The organism is Streptosporangium sp. 'caverna' (assembly GCF_003203775.1).
Classification (GTDB): Bacteria; Actinomycetota; Actinomycetes; order Streptosporangiales; family Streptosporangiaceae; genus Streptosporangium; species Streptosporangium subroseum.
The window spans coordinates 6,437,010-6,458,450 of sequence record NZ_CP029711.1 but is presented as its reverse complement, the minus strand read 5'-3'; the positions used below and the strand labels follow the sequence as shown (position 1 = coordinate 6,458,450).

General features: G+C 69.2%; 20 protein-coding genes. 10 read left to right on the top strand and 10 right to left on the bottom strand.

Annotated elements, in window-relative coordinates:
• Window positions 1-137 precede the first annotated feature (137 nt).
• From DKM19_RS28290 to DKM19_RS28275, 4 genes are read left to right on the top strand one after another with little or no spacing between them, the layout of a single operon-like run.
• Window positions 138-1,769: a SulP family inorganic anion transporter gene (locus DKM19_RS28290; protein ID WP_110699694.1), complete on the top strand. Its 1,632-nt coding sequence runs from the start codon at window positions 138-140 to the stop codon at window positions 1,767-1,769.
• Window positions 1,766-5,314 carry a YbcC family protein gene (locus tag DKM19_RS28285; RefSeq protein WP_239513629.1) on the top strand — a complete coding sequence of 1,183 codons (3,549 nt, stop codon included), beginning with the start codon at window positions 1,766-1,768 and terminating at the stop codon, window positions 5,312-5,314. Before DKM19_RS28290 ends, DKM19_RS28285 begins: the two co-directional genes overlap by 4 nt.
• Window positions 5,311-6,729, top strand: a complete 1,419-nt coding sequence (locus DKM19_RS52800; RefSeq protein ID WP_110699692.1) for a proton-conducting transporter membrane subunit — start codon at window positions 5,311-5,313, stop codon at window positions 6,727-6,729. The genes DKM19_RS28285 and DKM19_RS52800 overlap by 4 nt, the downstream gene beginning before the upstream one ends.
• Complete coding sequence (locus DKM19_RS28275; protein ID WP_110699690.1) at window positions 6,726-8,030, top strand: proton-conducting transporter membrane subunit; 1,305 nt, start codon at window positions 6,726-6,728, stop codon at window positions 8,028-8,030. Before DKM19_RS52800 ends, DKM19_RS28275 begins: the two co-directional genes overlap by 4 nt.
• A 115-nt stretch (window positions 8,031-8,145) precedes the next feature.
• Here DKM19_RS28275 and DKM19_RS28270 read toward each other — a convergent pair whose 3' ends face one another.
• Window positions 8,146-8,532 (bottom strand): helix-turn-helix transcriptional regulator, encoded by a 387-nt coding sequence (locus DKM19_RS28270; protein ID WP_110699688.1) that lies wholly within the window; start codon window positions 8,530-8,532, stop codon window positions 8,146-8,148.
• A 258-nt stretch (window positions 8,533-8,790) separates the two neighbouring features.
• Between DKM19_RS28270 and DKM19_RS49860 the strand changes: the two genes are divergently transcribed.
• The gene (locus DKM19_RS49860) at window positions 8,791-9,318 is read left to right on the top strand and encodes a hypothetical protein (protein ID WP_162641842.1); all 528 of its coding nucleotides are present in this window, start codon (window positions 8,791-8,793) and stop codon (window positions 9,316-9,318) included.
• A 188-nt stretch (window positions 9,319-9,506) separates the two neighbouring features.
• Window positions 9,507-10,226 (top strand): signal peptidase I, encoded by a 720-nt coding sequence (gene lepB, locus DKM19_RS28255; RefSeq protein ID WP_239513628.1) that lies wholly within the window; start codon window positions 9,507-9,509, stop codon window positions 10,224-10,226.
• A gap of 167 nt (window positions 10,227-10,393) precedes the next feature.
• Here the strand turns inward: lepB and DKM19_RS28250 are convergent, their stop codons facing one another.
• Window positions 10,394-10,702, bottom strand: coding sequence for an AzlD domain-containing protein (locus tag DKM19_RS28250; protein ID WP_204358280.1), 309 nt, complete (start codon window positions 10,700-10,702; stop codon window positions 10,394-10,396).
• Window positions 10,702-11,424, bottom strand: a complete 723-nt coding sequence (locus tag DKM19_RS28245; protein WP_204358279.1) for an AzlC family ABC transporter permease — start codon at window positions 11,422-11,424, stop codon at window positions 10,702-10,704. The genes DKM19_RS28250 and DKM19_RS28245 overlap by 1 nt, the downstream gene beginning before the upstream one ends.
• A 67-nt stretch (window positions 11,425-11,491) precedes the next feature.
• Here DKM19_RS28245 and DKM19_RS28240 point away from each other — a divergent pair, with 67 nt between their 5' ends.
• A complete protein-coding gene (locus tag DKM19_RS28240) occupies window positions 11,492-12,076 on the top strand; it encodes a helix-turn-helix domain-containing protein (protein WP_204358278.1) in 585 nt (194 codons plus the stop codon).
• 153 nt (window positions 12,077-12,229) lie between these two features.
• Here the strand turns inward: DKM19_RS28240 and DKM19_RS52020 are convergent, their stop codons facing one another.
• The 4 genes from DKM19_RS52020 to DKM19_RS28215 form a co-directional block, all read right to left on the bottom strand.
• Window positions 12,230-14,143 carry a fibronectin type III domain-containing protein gene (locus DKM19_RS52020; RefSeq protein ID WP_110706043.1) on the bottom strand — a complete coding sequence of 638 codons (1,914 nt, stop codon included), beginning with the start codon at window positions 14,141-14,143 and terminating at the stop codon, window positions 12,230-12,232.
• 696 nt (window positions 14,144-14,839) lie between these two features.
• Window positions 14,840-15,694, bottom strand: a complete 855-nt coding sequence (locus DKM19_RS28225; protein WP_110699676.1) for a hypothetical protein — start codon at window positions 15,692-15,694, stop codon at window positions 14,840-14,842.
• A 697-nt stretch (window positions 15,695-16,391) separates the two neighbouring features.
• Window positions 16,392-16,832, bottom strand: a complete 441-nt coding sequence (locus DKM19_RS28220; protein ID WP_110699675.1) for a VOC family protein — start codon at window positions 16,830-16,832, stop codon at window positions 16,392-16,394.
• 220 nt (window positions 16,833-17,052) lie between these two features.
• Window positions 17,053-17,427 (bottom strand): DUF4440 domain-containing protein, encoded by a 375-nt coding sequence (locus tag DKM19_RS28215; protein WP_110699673.1) that lies wholly within the window; start codon window positions 17,425-17,427, stop codon window positions 17,053-17,055.
• A gap of 166 nt (window positions 17,428-17,593) precedes the next feature.
• Here DKM19_RS28215 and DKM19_RS28210 point away from each other — a divergent pair, with 166 nt between their 5' ends.
• From DKM19_RS28210 to DKM19_RS28200, 3 genes are read left to right on the top strand one after another with little or no spacing between them, the layout of a single operon-like run.
• A complete protein-coding gene (locus DKM19_RS28210; protein ID WP_110699671.1) occupies window positions 17,594-18,022 on the top strand; it encodes an MFS transporter in 429 nt (142 codons plus the stop codon).
• The gene (locus DKM19_RS28205; RefSeq protein ID WP_162641841.1) at window positions 18,019-18,366 is read left to right on the top strand and encodes a hypothetical protein; all 348 of its coding nucleotides are present in this window, start codon (window positions 18,019-18,021) and stop codon (window positions 18,364-18,366) included. The genes DKM19_RS28210 and DKM19_RS28205 overlap by 4 nt, the downstream gene beginning before the upstream one ends.
• An 11-nt stretch (window positions 18,367-18,377) precedes the next feature.
• On the top strand, window positions 18,378-18,902 hold the full coding sequence (locus DKM19_RS28200) for an MFS transporter (protein WP_162641839.1): 525 nt from the start codon (window positions 18,378-18,380) through the stop codon (window positions 18,900-18,902).
• Between the two features lie 24 nt (window positions 18,903-18,926).
• Here the strand turns inward: DKM19_RS28200 and DKM19_RS49855 are convergent, their stop codons facing one another.
• From DKM19_RS49855 to DKM19_RS28190, 3 genes are all read right to left on the bottom strand, one after another.
• Window positions 18,927-19,079 carry a hypothetical protein gene (locus DKM19_RS49855; RefSeq protein WP_162641150.1) on the bottom strand — a complete coding sequence of 51 codons (153 nt, stop codon included), beginning with the start codon at window positions 19,077-19,079 and terminating at the stop codon, window positions 18,927-18,929.
• Between the two features lie 154 nt (window positions 19,080-19,233).
• Entirely contained in the window at window positions 19,234-20,634 is a 1,401-nt protein-coding gene (locus tag DKM19_RS28195; RefSeq protein WP_239514488.1) for a cell wall metabolism sensor histidine kinase WalK, read from the bottom strand.
• Window positions 20,635-20,808: 174 nt separating this feature from the next.
• The gene (locus DKM19_RS28190) at window positions 20,809-21,228 is read right to left on the bottom strand and encodes a hypothetical protein (protein WP_110699663.1); all 420 of its coding nucleotides are present in this window, start codon (window positions 21,226-21,228) and stop codon (window positions 20,809-20,811) included.
• Window positions 21,229-21,441: the final 213 nt, after the last annotated feature.

Below are 21,441 nucleotides of genomic sequence, written 5' to 3'. Positions count from 1 at the left end.
GGCCAATCCGAGAGCGGGCACGGCCCGCGGTCCACCCGTGCGTACCGAACGCCTTTTTCCCGGCGTTCCTCGTCCGCACCGCCTCCGACCGAATCCGGCCGGAGTGGACCGCCCACGCACCCGTGAGGATCATGCCGATGCTCGAACGAGACGATCTGAAGATCCATGACGATTTATCGACCCCGCGCCGTAGCGCTTTTCCCGCAGCGGATCTGAAGTCCGGATTCCTGGTTTTTCTCATCGCACTCCCGCTGTGTCTGGGAATCGCCTTGGCGAGCGGGTTCCCGCCGGTCACCGGCATCCTGACGGCGATCATCGGCGGCACGATGGCCGGCCTGCTCGGCGGCGCTCGGTTGACCATCAAGGGCCCGGCCGCCGGCCTGATCGTGATCGCGCTGGGCGCGGTCCAGGAACTCGGCCAGGGCGACCTCGCCGCCGGATACCGGCGGGCGCTGGCCGTCGGTGTCGTCGCCGCGGGCATACAGATCATCTTCGCCCTGTGCCGCGTGGCCACCGCCGGGGTGGCCATGCCCCCCTCGATCGTGCACGGCATGCTCGCCGCGATCGGGGTCATCATCATCGCCAAACAGGCGCACGTCGTGCTGGGCGTCAAACCTCGGGCCGAACGCCCTTTCGACCTGCTCGCCGAGATCCCCCGCAGTCTCGTCCACGCCAATCCCCGCATCCTGCTGCTGGGCGCGCTGTCCCTGCTGATCCTGTTCGGCCTGCCCCTGATCCGCGCCCGGTGGGCCCGTGCCGTGCCCGCCCCGCTGATCGTGCTCGCCGTGACCGTGCCCATCGACCTGTGGTTCCACCTCGACCACCCGCACGACTACCGGTTCCTGTCCACGACCTACCACCTCGGCCCGGAGTATCTCGTCCAGCTTCCCGACACCCTGCTCGACGCCGTCGCCTTCCCCGACTTCTCCATGATCCTCACGATGGCGTCGCTGAAGTACGTGGCGATGTTCGCCCTGGTCGGAACCATCGAGTCCACCCTCACGGTGCTCGCGGTCGACTCCATCGCTCCTCGGAAGCGGCCCTCCGACCTCAACCGCGACCTGCTCGCCGTCGGCGGCGGCAACCTCCTCTCCTCCCTGGTCGGCGGACTGCCGATGATCTCCGAGATCGTCCGGAGCAGAGCCAACATCGACGCGGGCGCCACCTCCCGCTGGTCCAACTTCTTTCACGGCGCCTTCCTGCTGCTGTTCGTCACGCTCGTCCCCGGCCTCCTCCAGACCATCCCCCTCGCCGTCCTGGCCGCCATGCTCGTGTACACCGGCACCCGGCTCGCCTCGCCCCGCGAACTCCTCCACGTCGGAAAAATAGGCCTCGACCAGCTCGCCCTGTTCCTGACCACCCTGCTCGTCACGCTCGCCACCGACCTGCTCATGGGCGTCGGGGCCGGACTCGTCCTCAAATTCGTCCTGCACCTGCTCCGCGGGGTGCCTCTCCCCGCCTTCTTCCGCCCCCGCGCGCAGGCCACCCGCACCGGCCCCGTACTGCACATCCGCATCCTCGGCGCCGCGATCTTCCCCGCCCTGCTGCCCGTACGACGCGCGGTGAACAGCGCGGGCGCCGCCGGCGGGGACATCACACAAATCGTCATCGACGTCGAGAACGCCGCCATGGTCGACCACACCTTCCTGGCCGGGATGGACGCGATGGCCAAGCAGTGGCCCACCGCCACCCTCACCTTCCTCGGGCTCGACCGGCTCCGGCCCGTCTCACCCCATCCGCAGGCCACCCGACGCAGGAGGCGGGCATGAAAGCCACCGCGGGCCCGATGAGAGAGACCACCGAGGACCGGCAGACGGGCATAGCCGACCTGGTGGCGCGGGCGGCGAGGTTGCTGCCCGAGCAGTCGCCCCTGCAGGCGTTCGTCCACCACAACACCCTCCACGCCTTCGAGCACCTTCCCTTCGACGACGCCGTCGTTCACGCGGCGCGGTTGTTCGGCACCGAGCCGTTCCAGAGCGAGGCCGCCTTCCAGAGCCGCGTCGACTCGGGACGGATCCAGCAGGAGGATCTCGACGCGGTCATCGAGCCGATGACCGCCGACGATGACGTCCCCCTCGTGCCGGGCGGCCCGACACGCCGCCGGTTCCACGCCATCCGGCTCCGGTTCCTGCTCGAAGTTCCGCGGGGCCCCGCGCTGAGCCATCTGCTCCAGGAGACGGACCAGAGGGTCCGGTTCACCGACCGCCTGAGTACGCGGCGGCACACCGAGCTGCTGCGACAGGCCCGGCGGGACTGGACCGGGCCCACGGCGCCCGAACCGACCGCGCGGGCACTCCAGGAACAGCTGCTGTGCCGGCTCTGGAGCCACCTCGAAAGGATGGCGCCCCGCGTGCAGGTCGTCGAGCGCTCGACGCCGCGCCGACGTGACCAGATCCTCGCCGTCACCGGCCTGGACCCCGACGAGCTCGTCCATCCGCTGTTGATCCGGCTCTCGGCGGCGTTCCTCGACCAGGGAGTCGCCTACTGGCCGATGCCGGGACGGCACAGAGGCTTCCTCGGCGCCTTCCGACGGCTCTACGGCCGCCCCGGCGGTCCGCCCGACCGGTTCCTCCGAGGTCTGGGCCCCGAGCTGAGGCGGCAGGAGGCGGAGTCCTGGACGGCCGAGCGGACCGTCGTGTGGGCCCTCACGGAGCTGGACCTCCCCGAACGCGACTGGGCGGACACGATCCAGGCGACCCTGCTGTCGCTGCGCGGATGGGCGGGCATGATGCGCCAGTTCGAGCATCGGCCCGATCGCTCGCCGGTCGAGGCGCATCCCGCACGGCTGATCGACTATCTGGCCGTGCAGCTCATCCTCGACGTGTACGCGGCACGGCACGCGGTGGCGGAGCACCTCGGTGGGCACGCCACGTTCGCCGACCTCGACCGGCTCTCCGTCCGGCGCGAGGAGACGGCCGCTCCGCCGGAGGCCGGCCTGGAGTTGGTGTACGAGGCGTTCGTCCTGGCCCAGGTGATGCCGGTCGACACGGCGGTGCTCGCCGACGCCCATCACGCGACGGCCTGGCTGGGAGCGGTCAGGTCATGCGACGCGATCGAACGGCGCCGCCTGCTGCACCTCGCGTACGAGCGCCGCCACCGGGTCGGGGTGCTCGACGCGCTCGCCGCGCATCAGCGGGTCGCGACAGGGCCGTCGCCGCGTTCACGGTTTCAGGCCGTGTTCTGCATCGACGAGCGGGAGGAGTCCCTGCGCCGGCACCTGGAGGAGCACTTTCCGCAGGTGGAGACCTTCGGGTACGCCGGTTTCTTCGGAGTCGCCATGACCTACCGGGGGCTGGACGAGGTGCGCGCCCGCCCGCTGTGCCCGGTCGGCGTCACATCCCGGCACCTGGTCGTGGAGGAGGCGGTGGGTGCGGCGAACCCCGTACGGTCCCGCCGGTCCACGGTCGCCCGCCGGAGGGGTGCCTGGAGCCGGCTGATCGCGGTGGGCGGCAGGACCGTCGCGCGGGGGAGCGCGGTCACGTTCGGCGTCGGGTTCGCCTCCTTCTTCTCCCTGATCGGCCGCTGCCTGTTTCCCCTCCGGTTCCACCGCTGCCTCCGCCGGCTCCACCACGGCGCCGGCGCCGGTCCCGTCACCCGCCTCGCCGTCGAACGGACCTCGGCCGAGGAGCACGGCGACGGCCTGCTCCGGGGATACTCCGTGCCGGAGATGGTCGACCTGGTGTCGGCGGTCATGCGGACGATGGGGCTGAACCCGCGTTCTCTGGTGCTGATCGTCGGGCACGGCTCGTCCAGCCTCAACAACCCGCACGAGTCGGCGCACGACTGCGGCGCCACCGGCGGCGGACGCGGCGGCCCGAACGCGCGCGCGTTCGCCGTCATGGCCAACCACGCGGCGGTACGCGCGGGACTCCGCGACCGGGGGATCGACGTGCCGGAGAGCTCGTGGTTCCTGGGCGCCTACCACAACACCTGCGACGACTCGATGACCTACTACGACGAGGACCTGATACCGGAGCGGTGCCGCCCGGCGGCCGACCGGGCGAAGCGGGCCGTGGCCGCCGCGTGCGTCCTGGCCGCGCACGAGCGGTCCCGCCGGTTCGAGTCCGCGCCCGCGGACCTTCCACCCGGCGGCGCGCTCGCCCACGTCGAAACCCGCACCGTCGACCTCGGGCAGCCCCGGCCCGAGTACGGACACGCCACGAACGCGGCGTGCGTGGTGGGACGGCGCTCGCGAACCCGCGGGCTCTTCCTCGACCGGCGGGCCTTCCTCGTCTCCTACGACCCGGACGGCGACCCCGCGGGGGACCTGCTGACCAACCTGCTCCTCGCGGCCGGACCGGTCTGCGCCGGCATCAACCTCGAGTACTACTTCAGTTACGTGGATCCGGCCGGCTACGGATGTGGGACGAAGCTTCCCCACAACATCGTCGGCCTGCTCGGGGTGATGGACGGGCACGCCTCCGACCTGCGGACCGGACTTCCCTGGCAGATGGTCGAGATCCACGAGCCGGTACGGCTGCTGCTGATCGTCGAGGCGGAGCCGGAGCGCCTGGCGGCGATCCTGCGCGCGCATCCCGCCCTGAGCCGGCTCGTGGTGAACGGCTGGATCCAGCTGGTGGCGTGGAGCCCCGGCTCCGGCGCGATGCACGTGTTCCGCGACAACGCGTTCCAGCCGCACACCCCGGAGATCACCGAGTTTCCGGTCGTGGGCCGTTCCGCGCAGTTCTACGCGGGCAAGCGCGGGCATCTGGGCTGCGCCCACGTGATGACCGCGTCCGAAGCGGCTCCTTTTGGTGCGACTCCATCTGGTGTGGTGGCCTCCTCCGAAGCGGTCCCTTCTGAAGGGGTCTCCTCCGGTGTGGTGGCCTCCTCGGAAGCGGTCCCTTCTGAAGGGGTCTCCTCCGGTGTGGTGGCCTCCTCGGAAGCGGTCCCTTCTGAAGGGGTCTCCTCCGGTGTGGTGGCCTCCTCGGAAGCGGTCCCTTCTGAAGGGGTCTCCTCCGGTGTGGTGGCCTCCTCGGAAGCGGTCCCTTCTGAAGGGGTCTCCTCCGGTGTGGTGGCCTCCTCGGAAGCGGTCCCTTCTGAAGGGGTCTCCTCCGGTGTGGTGGCCTCCTCGGAAGCGGTCCCTTCTGAAGGGGTCTCCTCCGGTGTGGTGGCCTCCTCGGAAGCGGTCTCCTCTGAAGGGGTCTCCTCCGGTGTGGTGGCCTCCTCGGAAGCGGCCCCTTCTGAAGCCGTCTCCTCCGGTACGGCCTCCTTCCCTGAAACGGCCTCCTCCGGCGCGAGCGGTGCGGGGAACGGACGTGCGAGTGCCGGCGAGCTCGCGAGTCGCGCGGTGCGAATCCAGGAGCTGCCATGAGCGCCGCCGTGCACCGGTATCTCCTGATCGCGATCGCCGGGCTGCCCCTCGGCGCGTTCCTGGTTCTCGCGGTCCTCGCGTGGTGGGGCCGGAGATGGGCCGAGCGGACCATCTCAACGGTCGTCACGCTGGCCTTCGGGCTCGCGACGGTGTCCGCGCTCGTGCTCGCCGGCGTCATGGCGTGCGGCGGAGAGCGGGTTCTGACGGTATCGGCGGGCGTCTGGTCCAGCCCGGGGGAGTACAGGTTCGACCTGCTGCTCGTGGGTGACCGGCTGTCGATCTCCTTCGCCGTTCTCACGGCGCTCCTGGTCTGCCTCATCGGCGTTTTCTCGCAGCGGTACCTGCACAGGGAACCGGGCTACCTCCGGTTCTACCTGCTCCTCACCCTGTTCGGCGCCGGTGTCGAAGTCGTCGCCCTGGCGGGTGACCTCGACCTTCTCCTCGTGGGGTGGGAGCTTGCCGGCCTGACCTCCGCGCTGCTGATCTCGTTTTTCCACGAGCGGAGGAAACCGGTGGAGCACGCCCTGCGAGCGTTTCTGACCTATCGGGCATGCGATGTGGGACTGCTCGCGGCCGTCGTGTGGCTGCACCACACCACCGGCACGTCCACCGCAGTCGGCACTCCGGGCGGCGGATGGGCGGGGTTCGCGGCGCCCGCCGCCACGGGGGACGCGGTCCTGATCGGAGCCCTGCTGCTGTGGGCGTCGATGGGCAAGGCCGCGCAGGTGCCCCTGGGCGGATGGCTACCCCGGGCCATGGAGGGTCCGACGCCGTCGAGTGCCGTCTTCTACGGTGCGATCTCCGTCAGCCTGGGCCCGTACCTGCTGCTGCGTACGGAGTCGATCTGGGCGGGAGCACCCGCCGTGCGGATCGCGATCGTCGTCGTGGGCGCTCTGACCGTTGTTCACGTCGCCCTGGTGGGACGCGTCCAGACGGACATCAAGAGCGCGCTGGCCTACGCCTCGATGACCCAGGTCGGATTGATCCTGGTCGAGATCGGGCTCGGCCTGCGATATCTCGCGCTGGCGCACCTGGTCGCGCACGCGGGGTTGCGCAGCGTCCAGATCCTGCGGTCGCCCAGCCTGATCCACGACTACCACCACCTCGAGCGGGCGATGAACCGGCCGCTGCCCCGCACCGGAGCGCACCTGGAGCGCCTGGTCCCCGGGCCGGTGCAGGGGTGGCTGTACCGGTACGCGCTGGAACGGGGCTACTTCGACGCCTGGCTGCGGGACCACGTGGTCGGGGGGTTCGTCCGCCTGGTCCGGCGGGCGGACTCGCTGGACGACCGGTGGGCGCAGCGGCTGAGTGCCGGCCGGGCCCCGGTCCGTACCGGCCTCGCGGATCGGCGCGAGGCGGTGACCGCCGGCCGCGGCGGATCGCCGGGCACGCGGCGGAAGGGCCAGGAGTCATGATCGCACTGGTCCCGCTGCCGGTGGCGATCCTGTTCCTGTCCGTGTCCTTCGTCGTCGCCCGGACCACCGATCGGCGGGCCGCGCGCCGTACCGCGGTGGCCTGCGCCACGGCCGCCACGGCGCTGTCGATCGGGCTCTCCCTGACGCAGCGGTTCGCCCCGTTCACGGGCGGGCGGACAGGGGGCCTGGTCGTGGTGGCCGTGCCGGACGGCCCCGCCCGGCACGTCGTCACCGTGACCTGCGTGGTCGGCCTGCTGGTGGTCGCGATGAGCCCGCTCGCCTCCCATCCACCGCCGACCCTGGCCGGGATCCTGCGGTTGCTGGCGATCTCCTGTGGTTTCCTGGCCGTCCGGCACGGGGGATCGGCCGCCGTGCTGTGGTCGCTCTCGGCCTGGCTGGTGTGGGCCGAACTCCGCCGGCGCGACGGTGACGACGGGCTCGACCGCCTGTTCGCCGTGTATCACGTGCCCAGCGTTCTGCTCTTCTGCGCGGGCACCGTCCTGACGGCGACCGGTTCGCGGGAGGCGGGAACGGTCCTCGTCGTGCTGGGGATCGTGATCCGGTTCGCGGTCGTGCCCGTACACGGGTGGTATCCCCGATTCGTGGAGCGGGCTCCGATGGGCGTGGTGGTCGTGTTCTGCGCCGCGCCCTTCGGCATGCTCACCCAGCTCGAACTGCTGTCCACGCGGCTGCCCGCGTCGTTCGCGCACGAGGTCGCCCTGCTCGGCGGCCTGACCGCCGTCGTGGCCGCGGTGTTCGCGGTGGTGCAGAACAGGGCCAGACGGGCGCTGGCCTTCCTGATGATGAGCCAGACCGGACTGATCACATTCGGGCTCGGCGGTGACTCGCCGCTCACGGTGTCCGGTGCGGTGCTAACCTGGCAGGCGTCGGCTCTCGCGCTGTCAGGCTTCGCCATGGCCCTCGCCGCGCTGGAAGCGCGCCGGGGCACGCTGTCGCTGGCGACGCCCGGCGGAAACTTCTCCCGGACCCCGCGGCTGGCCGTCGCGTTCCTTCTGTGCGGGCTCGCCGTGGCCGGGTTTCCGCTGTCCCTGGGATTCGCGGGCGTGCATCTGCTGGTTCACGGCTCGGTCGTCGGGTTTCCGCTGCTCTGGCTCGCGCTGATCGGGGCCGTCGCCGTGAACGGGATGACGGTGATGCGGTGCTTCCTCACCCTGTTCGCGGGCAGCCGCTCACATTCCGGGGAGCGTGATCTCGCCCCGCTTGAGGCGTACGCGCTCACGATCGTCATCGGCACACTGCTGATCGGCGCCGCTCTCCCCGTGATGCCGCTCTTCCCGTGATCTGCCCGTCCACCGGCAGATCCTGCGGCAGGGAAAGGACCAGGACAGGTCCCGTGAGGCTCAAGGACCGGCACGATTCCCGACATGAAAGGCCGGAACCCATCAACCGGGGATCCTAGGCGTTGACCTCCGCTCCGGCGCGAACGCCGGAGAGCTTTTCCGTCGGCGCCAGCCCGACGTGGTGTCCCACGTCCTCACTGCCGGCCGCGTCCAGCACCGCGTCCATGAGGTGCGGGAAGCGGGTGTCGAAGTCGGCGCGACGGAGGGTGACGAAGCAGCGCGTTCCCTCCTCGCGGGTGCGAGTGATCCCCGCGTTCCGCAGGACCCGCAGATGGTGGCTCAGGGTCGACTTGGCCACCGGGGCCCGCAGCTCTCCCCACCCGCGCTCCACTCCGTCGGACAGCAGGCGGACCAGCCCCACCCGAATGGGATCACTGAGCGCCGCCATCACCTCGGTGAGCTTCATCTGGTCGAGATCGGGATGCTGCTGCGGGTGCTTCATGAAGTCATGATACGTCGTTCGATGTTTTAGGAACGGCGAACGGGACACGCCGGATCGTCCGTCAGCGCGCGGACATCGAACGGTGCGGGCGATGGCCGGCCACCTCTCCTGGAAGCGGGCACCGGGGTTTCTGTCCGGATAGAAGGGGATGAGTCAGGCGTTCCCCAGGCGACAACGCGAGCACGTTGTGGTTATCCCCGAGCGGCCCGCCGGTCCCTTCACCAACATGGCCTTCCTCCAGCTGAGGGACGACGAGCTGTGGGCACACCCGCTGGTGGCCGGCGCCGCCGATCCCCTGCTGCGCGCCGATCTGCTCACGCTGGCCGTACGGGTGCCCGACATTCTCGACCGGCTCGACGCGCTTCCCAGACCGTCGGGCACGGCGACGCCTGCCCGCAGAACCTCCTGGTCCCCGCCGACGCTCCGGACGCCTTCGTCGCGATCGACGTCTCCTGGCAGCATCCGCACCCGATCGGCTTCGACCTCGGACAGCTCCTCGTCGGTCTCACCGACTCCGGCACGTTGCGCGCGCAGGACCTTCCCCAGATCCACGCCGCCCTGATTCCCGCCTACCGCGCCGGCCTCCTCGACGAGGGGTACGACGCCGACCCGGCCGACATCACCTACGGCTTCGACGCCTCCATGGTCGTCCGAAGCTGCTTCATGGTCGTCCCCTTCGAACGGCTGGCGGAGCCGGTCACCGCCGAGCTCCAGGAGACCCTGGCTCAGCGCCTGTCGCTGACCCGCTACCTCGCTGACATCGGCCTGAACCTGGCGGCCCGCTGATCCCGGCATTCCGGACCGCATGGCCTCGCTCGACCGGCGTGACATCAGGATTGTCAGGCCGACAGGAGCGTCAACTCGGCCGACTGCGCGTAGATCACGAGAGTTCGGGACTAGGCTCTTCAGTGATAAGCGGCAACGATGAAGATCACGGGCGCATCCAGGGGCGGCCTGTCGGGGATGGGGTAGGCGTGGTCACAGAAGAGGCGCAGCAACCTGCCGCAGAGGGGAAGGGAAAGCGAGGGTCGTTCTGGAAGGAGATGCCGGTCCTTGTCGTCACCGCACTCGTCCTGGCGCTCGTAATCAAGACCTTCGTGATTCAGGCGTTCTACATCCCGTCGGAGTCGATGGAGAACACCCTCCTCGTCAACGACCGGGTGCTCGTCAACAAACTCGTCTACCGCGTCCGTGACATCGAGCGGGGCGACGTGGTGGTCTTCTCCGGAGTCGAGTCCTGGGACCCCGAGGTCCAGGTCGAGGAACCGTCCAACCCCGTCACGGCTTTCGCCCGCTGGGTCGGCGTGGCCTTCGGCGTCGTTCCGGGGGAGAAGGACTACATCAAGCGTGTCATCGGAGTTCCCGGCGACGTCGTGAAATGCTGTGACGCCGCCGGACGGGTCACTGTCAACGGCGTCCCGCTGGACGAGGCGAGCTACCTCTACCCGGGCGATAAACCTTCGAACGATCCGTTCACCGTCACGGTGCCAAAGGGGCGCCTCTGGGTGATGGGCGATCATCGCTCGGTCTCCTACGACTCCCGGATGCATCGCAGCGACGCCGGAGGCGGGACGATTCCCATCGACGAGGTGCTCGGCCGGGCCTTTGTCATCGTCTGGCCGTTCTCGCGAGCCACCACGCTGTCCATCCCCGACACCTTCGGACAGCCCGCGCTGCACGCGCCGCCCCCGTAGGCGCGGAGTCTCGTTCTCCCGCGGAGCTCTCCTCGCCTCCCCGGGCCGCCCGTCGAGGAGGTCGCCGTGGTCGTCGGCCAGGACCTCCTCGACCGCGACGCGAGACCGGTCGTCGCCTCCGATCGGGGGCATGGCCTGCCCGACCGGCCCGGAATCTCCGGGCCGGATCACGGCACACCACACAACCGGAGCACCGCCGTGGTCGCGGCGGCCGCGATGACCACCAGCGGGAACGGCGCACGCCGGATCGCGAGAACCCCGCCGACCAGCACACCGGACGGCCTGGCCCAGCCGGCGAAGCCGTGCCCCTCGGTGAGCGCGGCGGTGGCCACCAGGGCGACCAGCAGGACGACCGCGGCGACGGACAGCAGCCGTTGCATGCGGTCCGGAATCTGCAACCGATGCTGGAACACCGGGCCGATCAGCCGGAACGCGTAGGTTCCGGCGGCCAGCAGGACGATGGCGAGCAGGGACATCAGTGCGCCTCCCGGGTCGAGCCGGTCTGTGTCGTCGAGGTGGTCTCTGCGGCGGTGGCGGACCGGCCGGCCAGGACGAGCCCGGCCAGCGCGAGCAGTACCGGCAGGCCGGCGGGCAGGAACGGCGTGGCCGCGACCGCGACGACCGCACCGAGCAGGGCCGCGTTGCGCGTGCCGCGACCGGTCAGCGAGGGCAGCACCAGGGCCAGCAGCACGGTGGGGAAGGCGGCGTCGAGACCGAAGGCATCGGTGTCGCCGATGACCCCGCCGGCCAGTGCGCCGAGAACGACGGCGAGGTTCCAGACCAGGAACAGGCCGAGGCCGCAGGTCCAGAACGCGGCGCGGCGCCGCTGCCGGTCGGGCTGGCGCAGCGCGAAGGCCACGGATTCGTCGATCATCACGTGCGCGCCCAGCAGCCGGGTCCACCAGCGGCCGTCAAGCACGTCGGCGACGGTGAAGCCGAAGGGCAGGAGTCGGGCGTTGAGCACCAGCCCGGCCACCACGGCGGCGACCGGGCTGCCGCCGGCGAGCACCACGCCCACCGCGGCGAACTGGGCGCCACCGGCGAAGACCAGCAGGGACATGACGACCGGGACCCACGGACGCATGCCGCCGGACACGGCGATCGCGCCGAAGGAGGCGCCGACGATCGCGTCGGCGAGACAGACCAGGGCGATGTCGCGACGCGTGTCACGATCAAGCGTTCGCCATAACGAATACATGTCCATTAGAATGAACATATCGGTCAGGGTTCGTCAAATCGAACGAATCGACGTCTGGAGCGAACGCATGGAAGACGACTCACGGGGCGAGGGCGACGGGTCCTCTCACGACCTGATCGCGCTGATCGCGGCGTCGGTCCGCCGGGAGCGCGACCGTGCGGGTCTCTCCCTGACCGAGCTGGCCAAGCGGGCGGGCATCGCCAAGTCCACGCTGTCCCAGCTGGAATCGGGTGCGGGCAATCCGAGCGTGGAGACCCTGTGGGGACTCGGCGCCGCGCTCGGCGTGCCGTTCAGCCGGCTGGTCGACCCGCCGCGGCCGAACGTGCGGGTGGTCCGCGCGGGCGAGGGGCCGATCACCTACTCCGAGCGGGCCGACTACGCGGCCACGCTGCTGGCCTCCTGCCCGCCCCAGGCACGGCGGGACATCTACCGGATAGCGACGCAGCCGGGCGAGCCCCGGACCTCCGACCCGCACATGTCCGGTACGACGGAGCACATCGTGATCGGCTCCGGCCGGGCGCTGGTCGGCCCGGTTCAGGAGCCGGTCGAACTCGGCCCGGGTGACTACGTGGCCTATCCCGGTGACGTGCCGCACATCTTCAAGGCCCTCGAACCGGACACCACCGCGGTGATCATCATGGAGCACATCTGAGGCATCACGTCAGGGGCGCCGGTCGCTCGCGTCGCCGGCGGATCCGCCGTTCACCGCGGTCGGCGGGGCGCCGGGCGAGCCTGTCGGCTCGCCCGGCGCGGACGACTGCGTTCGGTCGGCGACGAGGCCGAACGCAGGCGCGGATATCGGTGCTCAGCCGGCGACGAGGTCGAACTGCTCCCACGGGCCGATCGCTGTGCGGTTGGCGATCAGCGGCTGTGCCCCACCGCCGTCGGCGCACACGTACTGGGAGTTGACCTGGGCCCGGAGGCTGACCGAGCCGTTGGGATTGGTGATCACCTGGAAGGTCTCCCAGGCGCCGGCCGTGGCCCGGTTGGCGATCAGCGGCTGCGCTCCTGCGCCTTCGGCGCACACGTACATGTTGTTGACCTTCGCCCTCAGCGCCACGTTGCCGTTGCCCAGATCGACGCGTTCGAACTGCTGCGCGGCTCCGACGGACGTCCCGTTCGCGATCAACGCTGAGCCGTTGGCGGCGCTGACGTAGCGGCTGTTGGCCCGGGAGCGCAGGGCGATCACCGAGGAGGCCGGCGCCGTGTCGGTGGTCACGCTCACGGCGTTGGAGGCGGCCGAGGTGTTGCCGGCGGCGTCGCGGGCGGTGACGGTGAAGGTGTAGGCCGTGGCCGGGGTCAGGCCGGTCACCGTGTAGGGGGTGTTGGGGGCGGTCGCCACGGCGGTGCCGTTGCGGAGCACCTGGTAGCCGGTCACTCCCACGTTGTCGGTGGAGGCGGACCACGAGAGCGTCACGCTGGTGGCAGTCTTCGCCGTCACGGTGAGGTTGCCCGGTACGGTGGGCGCCTGCCGGTCACCACTGGTGATCATGGGTGGGGTGGGTCGGGTCGGGGTCAACGCAATCTGACCCTTGAGCATCCGGCCACCATCACCGGTCAACCGCAGATAATAATCCGAAGAACACGCCGTGCCGTCGGCATCCAACGCGCGCATCCCGGAATTGGCCGGCACCATCGCCAGGGTCTCGGCGGTCTTGGCGATCTGATTGCCCTCGTTGAACTCATCGAACATGGAAATGTAGATACCGGCCGCGCCGACCTTGACCATGTTGTAGAACTGCCGCCACATGAAGTCACCGTGCGCGCGCTGGTTACCGGTCACATCGCCCGGCAGCACACACGGCTGGTAGTCGATGCCGTGGGCGGCGCAGTCGGCCTGATCAGGGGTGTTGACGTTGGCCAGAAAGCGGTCGGTGTCGGCGATGGTGCCGATCCGGCCGACCATCCAGGGGGAGATCATGTCGAAGGCGTGGTAGACGTCCAAGAACCCGGGGCGCGAATCTTCGTTGCCCGAGCGCCAGTGGGTGGGCACGCCGCCCATCACGTAGCAGCCTTGGGCCTTGAACCAGTTGATGACCTCCAGGCATGGGGCGGGGGCCCAGGGGCGTTTGGGGTCGTTGAAGCCGAAGCCCCAGATGCCGACGACGGGTTTGCCGTTTTGCAGGGCGTAGGCCGGGGAGGCGGTCAGCGCCTTCATTTTGGTGGTCCAGTCGGTTTTGATCTCCGGCTGCATGGTGGTCCAGTCGGTGACGTCGTACATGATGTAGAACTTGCGGCCGTTGGCCTCGGCGGCGGTGCGGACCTTGGTGGCCATGGCGTCGCGGGTGGGGCCTTCGCCGCCCATCGGGTTGAAGCGTTGCAGGGCGGCGGTGTCGATGTTGTTTTCGCGCATCCAGCGGAAGTGGGTGTCGACGGTTTGCTGGTCGTAGGAGGAGAACAGGGTGGCGGGCTGGCCGTTGTTGAGGTTGGCATACGCGGTGGGGTAGGTGTGGGTGTATTCGCGCATGTCGGGCCAGGCCACGATGGTGGTGTTGGGGGGGGAGGGGGGTTGGCCCATGTTGGCGCTCCAGTGCCACCAGCCGTTGATCGGGGCGCCATCGCCGGGGGCGGCGAACCAGCCTTGGTAGCCGACGGTGATTTTCCCGACCACGTCGCCGGGGGGGCTGGCGGCGGCGGCGTGGGCGCCGCTGGTGAGGGCGGATATCAGTTGGGATCCCGATACCGCGGCCAGGGCGGAGCCTGATACCACCGTGGTCATGAATTTCCGACGCGAGACGGCCACCTGAACTCCTTTGCTGGGGGGTGAGTGTTGTTGCGCTGCGCGGTTGTTACGCGCGGTTGGTCCGGTGTGCCGGGTGGCTGGGGGGTTGGGGGTCGTCGGGGTTGGTGGGGTCGGCCACCGCCGACCACGCCCGGAACCGGACCTGGCTGGACGACGACAATCGACCGTCGCGTCACCAGGAAGAACCCCACGACCTTTCCATCCGGATCTTGCTCCATGTCCACCGGAACGCCACCAGAAGACACGAAACGGCATATGTCAACACCGACATAACATCGGACCGCTTGCGGTCATCCTGGCAGGATCCGATACGTAAACGCAACACGTGCAAGACGTTTCGGAAATATCAAGATAAGCGCGAGCAAGAAAACGCAGTTCACGGCTCGGAAATGGATCGGTCCATGGTGGTGTCGGTCGTTTGTCTTCCGGGCGGCGATATGGATTCATCGGATCTCTTCCCGCTGACAGGCGATGTCGAGGGGGTCAATGGCCAGGCGTCAGCAGATCCCGGAGTGCTCGACGACCAGGCGTCGGCAGGTCCCGGAGGGGCTCGAACGCCTCCAGGCTCCTAGCCACGCCGGCGCGTATCTCCGGCAGCGGTCGATCACCCGGTCGTCGCGCGCGGCCCGCGGTCGTCCCCGCCTGACGGTGGTCGATCACCCCGTCGTCGCGTCAGCCCGCTGAGCGCCGTACGCGGATGTAGGTGCGGTCGTCGAAGCTGATCGCGCCCGGGGCCAGTCCTTTGGTGGAGGGATGCGCACCGATGCGCATCGGGTCCGCGCGAAGGGACGCCGCGAGCTCGTCTTCGGCCTGCCCGAGGCGCCCGGCCGCCGACAGGTACCCGTCGGAGGCCAAGGTCACCTCGAGCACCTCCTCATCGAGGGGGAAGACCTCGACGAACCGGTCCGGGACACGGCGTCCGTTCAGCACCCCGAACCCCAGCGGGCCGGCCTCCTCCCGGTTGGCCAGAAGGCTCTGGCGCTTCAGAGCGGGCAGTACGAGCGCGCGCCCCATGTCCTTGCGGGCCAGATCGGCCGCGGAATGCCCCTTGGCCAGTAGTCGGTGCAGGTAGGCGGCCCGAGCCCCGGCCAGCACCCGGTCGATCGCCTTGTCGCCCCGATGGTGCTCCCAGCCACTGGCGCGGCCGAGGGCCACGTGCACGTCCCCGACCCGCCAGACCAGTTGCCGGCGGGGGAGCAGGACCGCGGCGACCGCGGACGGGGCGAGCGGGTCGTCCTCGGCGATGCCCCAGTCGCGGCGCAGCCGCGCCAGCCCGGCCGTGACGGCGGCGACCGCCGCCACGGGGCCGGTGTCCGCCGCCAGATCTCGCAGGCTCGCCACCACGCACTCGGCCGCCAGAGCGCCTCCGCTCAGCCCCTCATAGGTGCGCCCGGACGTGTCGGTGGCTCCGTCGACGATGCCCACGCAGCGGATGCCCCGGTCGTCGCCGATCACCACCAGCCGGTCCTCGCCGCGGCCGGCACGCTTGGGCACCTGAGCCTGTTCCGCGACCACCCATCCGCTCACCGGCCCTCCCGATCTCGGCTGGGCTTGTCGGGGGGATCGCCCGGCCGGTTGCTCAACACTATCCACGGCCGCGGCGGTGCCGGCCGGATCGCTCCGCGGTCGTGTGCGCTGAAACACGGTCATTCGGCTGTCCGGCAATGGCGATTTTCCCGGCGCCTCATCACGAGGTCCAAGCAGTGGAGAAGCAGCCGGCCGACGCCGTTCTGAAAATTCCGTACGGCCGGCACCGCAGACCGCACGCCGGTGCTGATCGGCGATAAATAAGCACTTCACCAGGCAGAATTGAATAAATGGCCATTGTCATTGACGGCCTTATAAAGGCAAGTAATTTTTCCGGGAGAAGCGCCGGAAATTTAGCCGTTGCCACTCGCCCCACCACTTGTTTGATGGGTCTATGTATCCCTGTGATCGAGGATATGCGCCGGGTCCGGACCATTTCCGATTTCAGTACTGTCACGAATCGCTGGGAGGAACTCGCTCGTGAAAATTCTCAGTTGCACGGTCGCGCGCCCGGCGCGTTCAGCCACGCCAGGGCCGCGCTGACCGGCCCGTCGTCAAGGAAGTGTTGCCAGATACACGCGAGTCGCGTCAGGCCGGCTAGAGGCCCCAAATCCGCTGTTGATCCGGGGTTCCTGAGCTGAGCCGGCGGTTCGCAGCTTTGATCACCGTTTTGGGCGAAGGCCGCCTTCGGAGGCCTTCAGCCGAGCTGTTGGGCCAGTCCGACGATGATGCCCTCGGGGCCGCGGACGTAGCAGAGCCGGTAGCTGTCCTCGTACTGCGCCAACTCGCCGACGAGTTCGGCGCCGTGGGCGCGCAGGCGGGCAACGACGTCCTCGATGTCGTCGACGGCGAACATGATGCGACGAATGCCCAGCGTGTTCACCGGCGCGTCCTTCGGCTCCGTGCTGATCGCCTTCGGCGTGTGGAACATCGCCAGTTCGATTCGGCCGTGGCCGTCCGGGGTCCGCAGCATTGCGACGTCCTGCCGGACGTCGTCGATCCCGATGACACGCTCCACCCAACGTCCCTCGATGGGCGCCTTGCCCTCCAACTCCATGCCAAGTTCGACGAAGAACGAAATAACGGCGTCAAGGTCGTCGACAACGATGAGGACGTTGTCCATCCGCTGGATCGTCATGCTGGCTCTCCTCGGTGTGGTGCGGCCACGGTGGCCGCATCCGCCCCTGAGACGGAGCTGCCAGGCCGTTCTCGACATCCTCTGCGACATCTTCTTCGAGGTCCTCTTGACGTGGCAGCGCCCCTCGCGCGCCGGCCGTGCAGGAGGAAACCGACCCCGAGCGGCATCTGACGGCCTGGGAAACGCCCGAGACCCTGGGGCTCCTGGTCTGGGGGCATCACTACTCAGAGCGTCCGGCCAGAGTGCCCTGATGAAAGTAGACGCGCCAGCCGGTCTCCGTCAGGCGCCACAGAGAGCTTCGCCATGCCCGGCGCCCCTGATTGTCGGCAAAGTACGTCAGGTGAACGATCCCCCGAGCCAGCACGACCCCCGACATCTTGCTGATCTTGACCGGTGACTCGGGAGACACCGTTCCCCCACTCATCACCGTGAGGATCGACTCCGCGTCCCACCAGCGTCCGGAGGCTCCGATTTCGGTGAACTCCGGATCCAGAAGCTCCCGAAAAAGGGCCGGAGAAGCACGCACCTCAGGATCGAGAAGCCGCAACTCACCATCGATGGCCGCTTGCACTGCCCGCTCATCCTCGTCCGTCATGCACGGATCCTACGAACGCACGTCGCCCAGGCACAGCGAATATCCAGCCAGAAGCGATCGCCGGCCGCGCCGGAGAGATCCTCATTTCGTGCGGCTGAACCTAGCAATCGCTTGGCTGACGTAGTACCAATACCCCGGGGGTCACTTCAAGGGAACGGGGGTCGCCGTGCGACGAGGATGGGTGCTCACGCTGGCCTCCCTGACCATCACGCTGGTCGTCGTCGATCTCACCGCAGTCACCGTCGCGCTGCCCGTCATCCAGGCCGACCTGGGCGCGGGGCTGGCCGAGGTGCAGTGGGTGGTGGACGCCTACGCGATCACGCTGGCCGCGATGCTGCTGCCGGTCGGGGTCCTCGCCGACCGGTACGGCAGGCGCCGGATGCTCGCGATCGGCGTGACCCTCTTCACCCTCGCCTCGCTGGCGTGCGCACTCGCGCCGAACGCGATCCTCCTCGATGTGGCCCGGGGCGTGCAGGGACTGGGCGCGGCGGCCCTGTACGGCACGAGCACCCCGCTGATCGCCGCCGCCTATCCCGACGGCCCCGGGCGGGCGAAGGCACTGGGCACTTCAGCGCGGTCTCCGGCCTGGCCATGACCGCCAGCCCGGTGATCGGCGGACTGCTGGCCGGACTGTACGGCTGGCGGGCCATCTTCCTGATCAACGTGCCGATCGGCCTGGTCGTCCTGGCAGCCCTCCGCCAGCGGATCCCCGAGTCCGTCGGGCGCGGCCACCTCGACCCGCTCGGCTCCCTGGCCGTCACCGCCGCCCTGTTCGCGATCATCCCGGGCCTCATCCATGAGATCCCCTGGCTGGTGGCCCTCGGCGTGGTGCTGCTCGGCGGGTTCGTGGTCGTCGAGCTCAGATCGACCCGGCCGATGATGGACTTCGGGTTGCTGCGTGACCGCACCTTCGCCGTGGGGCCGTCACCACCTTCCTGATGCTGGCGAGCATGCTCGGCGCCTTCACCTACCTGACCCTTTACGTCCAGGGACCGCTCGGCGCCGGGCCGGTGGAGGCCGGAATCCGTTTTCTGGCGTTCAGCACGACCTCCGTCGCGGCCGCGATCCTGATCTCGCGGTTCGTGCACCGCCTGCCCATGAGCGTGCTCATCGCGGTCGGACCCGGTCTCATCGCCGTGGCGCTGCTCGTGATGACCATCCCCTCGGTGGATCCGTGGATCCCCCTGATGGCCGGCCTGGTGCTGAGCGGCGCGGGTCTCGGCGCGGGAAACGTGATCAGCAACCAGGTCGCGCTGACCGCTCCGGCGGACCGGCTCGGCATGGCCACCGGCATCATCAACGCCCTCAAACAGGTCGGCACCGCGGTCGGCGTGGCCATCCTGGCCCTGCCGTACGGTGCCGGCGTGCGCACCATGCTGCTGGTCGCGGCCGCGCTGGCCGCCGCCGGAGCCCTTCTTCCCCTCGGTCTCCTGCGCGGCAGGCGCCCCGCCGTCGCCGGGCGGCCCACCGGCTGAGCGGCCGGGAAAGGGCAGCGCGTCTCAGCGAACAACCGAGATCGCGGGCTCAAGCTCCCGGCGAAGGCCCAGTGCGGCCACCAGCGCCAGCACACGGCCGAAGCCCGTCACCCGGGACGCCAGGGTCGCCATCACCATGGCCCGGCCTGTTCGCATGAACCGTGGTTGCTCGGTCATACCGTGCGCCCCCCTGCGTTCCGGATCATCCGGACGTGATGGATCAGTATGGCCATGCGCCCCGTCCCGGTCGAGGGCGCGGATCGCCGGATCTGATCCGTTCCGTCCCGCTCTGCCGGTGTGGCAGGTCCGGGGGGTGTGCGGGCCGGCCGGGTCAGGTGGGTTCGGCCAGGGGAAGGTGCACCACAAAACGCGCGCCGCCCTCCGGGCTTTCCTCGACCCGGATGCTTCCCTCGTGCGCCTCGACGATGTCGCGGGCGATGGCCAGACCGAGTCCCGTGCCCCCCTGGTCACGGCTGCGGGAGGTGTCCAGCCGGGTGAACCGCTGGAAGATGCGTTCGCGGTCGGTTTCGGGGATCCCCTCTCCATCGTCGGTGACGGCCAGTTCCGCGTGGTCTCCGTTGCGGTGCAACTCGATACGGATCATGTATCTGGCATGCCGCTGGGCGTTGTCCAGGAGGTTGTTGAGGACGCGGCCGATCTGTGTGGGGATGGCGTTGACGTTCACTCCCGGGGTGAGCCGTGATTGGATCGCAAGCCGGTCCGTCCGCCGGGAGATCTCCACCCGGACCAGTTGCGTCAGATCAAGGTTCTCCAGCGCCATGGGCGCCGTCGCTCCCACCCGTGCCAGGAGAAGGAGATCCGTGGTGATCCTCTGCAGCCGGTCGACGTCGTTCAGCGCGCGGTCGAGCACCTCGTGAAGATCGGTCTCGCCGGGGTGGAGCTGAGCCTCCTCCAGCTGCACGCGCAGCCCTGCGATGGGGGTTCGCAGCTCGTGCGAGGCGTCGGCGGCGAACCGACGTTGCCGCTCAAGCGCCTGCTCGCTCTGCTGCTTGGCGTTCTCGATCCGTCCCAGTGTGCGGTTGACGGTCCGGGAGAGCCGGACGATCTCATCCTCACCGGACGGCTCGGGCACCCGGCTGCTCAGGTCGTTGACGTTGATCGCGGCCAGTTCGGCCCGGATGGCCTCGACGGGCCGTAATATCCGGCCGGTGATCTTCCAGGCCGCCCAGATGGCAAGCAGGATCAGCACGGCGGCCTGGGTCGCGAAGAGGGTGTCGGATCCATCCGTCGAAATCATCGTCGGAGCGGGCCGGCCGGCATAGACCACCGGCGAATCCCCCGCGGTGCGGACCCGTATCGCGGAAAGGCGTACGCACCCGATGAGCGGCTGTGCGCAGGTCTGCACGTCCTGGGCCGGATCTCGCGGTGTCGGCCATGCCCCGGTCATCGCCGGCAGCCCCCGGGCGGCGACGGAGGCCGCGATGACATGATGCCCGGGCGCCACGACCTGGACCAGCTCGATCCCGGGGACGCTGGGCACGATGGGGTCGGTCAGCTTTCCCACGCGAACGGCCGCCGCGGTGAGGGTGGCCTGCTTCTGGCTGTCCAGCCACACGGCGTCGCTGAGCGTCTTGCGTACTTCCAGGCTCCCGATCACCGCCGCCGGTATGAGAAGAAGCGCCGCCAGAAAGGCGACCAGAACGGTGATTCGCCCGCGGATCGATCGCGGGCGCAGCCGGACGCGGGGCAGTCGGATGCGTGGCGGGGGCATTTTAACCACGCGTCCTCCTCGCAGCATGATCGTTCCCCTGTCGCGATCGCGACCTGCCGCCTGAGCGGAGCCAGGATCCGACACGGGCGTTGCCGTTCACCTGGCACCCCGTGATCGGTGGCAGATGAGCCTCGGCTCTGCTTGACCTCCTCAGCAGATTTTAAGGAAGGATCGTCATCCCGCAGATCGGCCGAGGGAGTTGGTTGCCGAGGGCATGTCGTGCATGCTGACGGGGGCAAGCTCTTGATCGGCAAGCTGCCGATCACGATCCGGCAGGCTGTTGGCTGATGATCGCGTTGAAGCCGGCGGCGCGTATGCGGTCCGCCGGAGGTAAGAAGTGTAACTCGCCGGAGTCGACGGGCGCGGCGTCACGTCGCGCAAGGCCTCCCGGAGGCGCCGGTACTCGTCGTCGTCGATCTCGCCGCGCGCGAACCTGTTGAAGAGCAGCCGTTCCTCGGAGATCCACAGAGTCGAGGCACGGTAACGCACGTCACGGAACAGGACCAGGCCGCCGCCGATGCACAAGGTCCAGAAAAGGAGCTCGCCGACGACAAAAAGCGTCCGGCTCCATTCGTCTATGCCATTGCCGTGCACGTAAATCGTCCTCGACATCCCTTGTACGCCCGACGGCCGACACGCGAGCCGGGGACGGTGTGAGCCGGGGCCACCGGATCGGGTACGTGCCCCTTTGCTATAGAACCACCGTTCTCCACCTATACCGCCACATTAGAGAACGTTGGTTCTATCGTCAAGGACGCGGACGACATGATCATACATTCGCGCAGGTCAAGGCCACTGCCGCCCTGC

Bases quoted from the DNA above. Each gene is read 5' to 3' on its own strand.
- DKM19_RS28290 (WP_110699694.1), top strand. From the start codon at position 138: ATGCTCGAACGAGACGATCTGAAGATCCATGACGATTTATCGACCCCG.
- DKM19_RS28285 (WP_239513629.1), top strand. From the start codon at position 1,766: ATGAAAGCCACCGCGGGCCCGATGAGAGAGACCACCGAGGACCGGCAG.
- DKM19_RS52800 (WP_110699692.1), top strand. From the start codon at position 5,311: ATGAGCGCCGCCGTGCACCGGTATCTCCTGATCGCGATCGCCGGGCTG.
- DKM19_RS28275 (WP_110699690.1), top strand. From the start codon at position 6,726: ATGATCGCACTGGTCCCGCTGCCGGTGGCGATCCTGTTCCTGTCCGTG.
- DKM19_RS28270 (WP_110699688.1), bottom strand. From the start codon at position 8,532: ATGAAGCACCCGCAGCAGCATCCCGATCTCGACCAGATGAAGCTCACC.
- DKM19_RS28250 (WP_204358280.1), bottom strand. From the start codon at position 10,702: ATGTCCCTGCTCGCCATCGTCCTGCTGGCCGCCGGAACCTACGCGTTC.
- DKM19_RS28245 (WP_204358279.1), bottom strand. From the start codon at position 11,424: ATGTATTCGTTATGGCGAACGCTTGATCGTGACACGCGTCGCGACATC.
- DKM19_RS28240 (WP_204358278.1), top strand. From the start codon at position 11,492: ATGGAAGACGACTCACGGGGCGAGGGCGACGGGTCCTCTCACGACCTG.
- DKM19_RS52020 (WP_110706043.1), bottom strand. From the start codon at position 14,143: ATGACCACGGTGGTATCAGGCTCCGCCCTGGCCGCGGTATCGGGATCC.
- DKM19_RS28220 (WP_110699675.1), bottom strand. From the start codon at position 16,832: ATGACGATCCAGCGGATGGACAACGTCCTCATCGTTGTCGACGACCTT.
- DKM19_RS28215 (WP_110699673.1), bottom strand. From the start codon at position 17,427: ATGACGGACGAGGATGAGCGGGCAGTGCAAGCGGCCATCGATGGTGAG.
- DKM19_RS28205 (WP_162641841.1), top strand. From the start codon at position 18,019: ATGACCGCCAGCCCGGTGATCGGCGGACTGCTGGCCGGACTGTACGGC.
- DKM19_RS28200 (WP_162641839.1), top strand. From the start codon at position 18,378: ATGCTCGGCGCCTTCACCTACCTGACCCTTTACGTCCAGGGACCGCTC.
- DKM19_RS49855 (WP_162641150.1), bottom strand. From the start codon at position 19,079: ATGACCGAGCAACCACGGTTCATGCGAACAGGCCGGGCCATGGTGATG.
- DKM19_RS28195 (WP_239514488.1), bottom strand. From the start codon at position 20,634: ATGCCCCCGCCACGCATCCGACTGCCCCGCGTCCGGCTGCGCCCGCGA.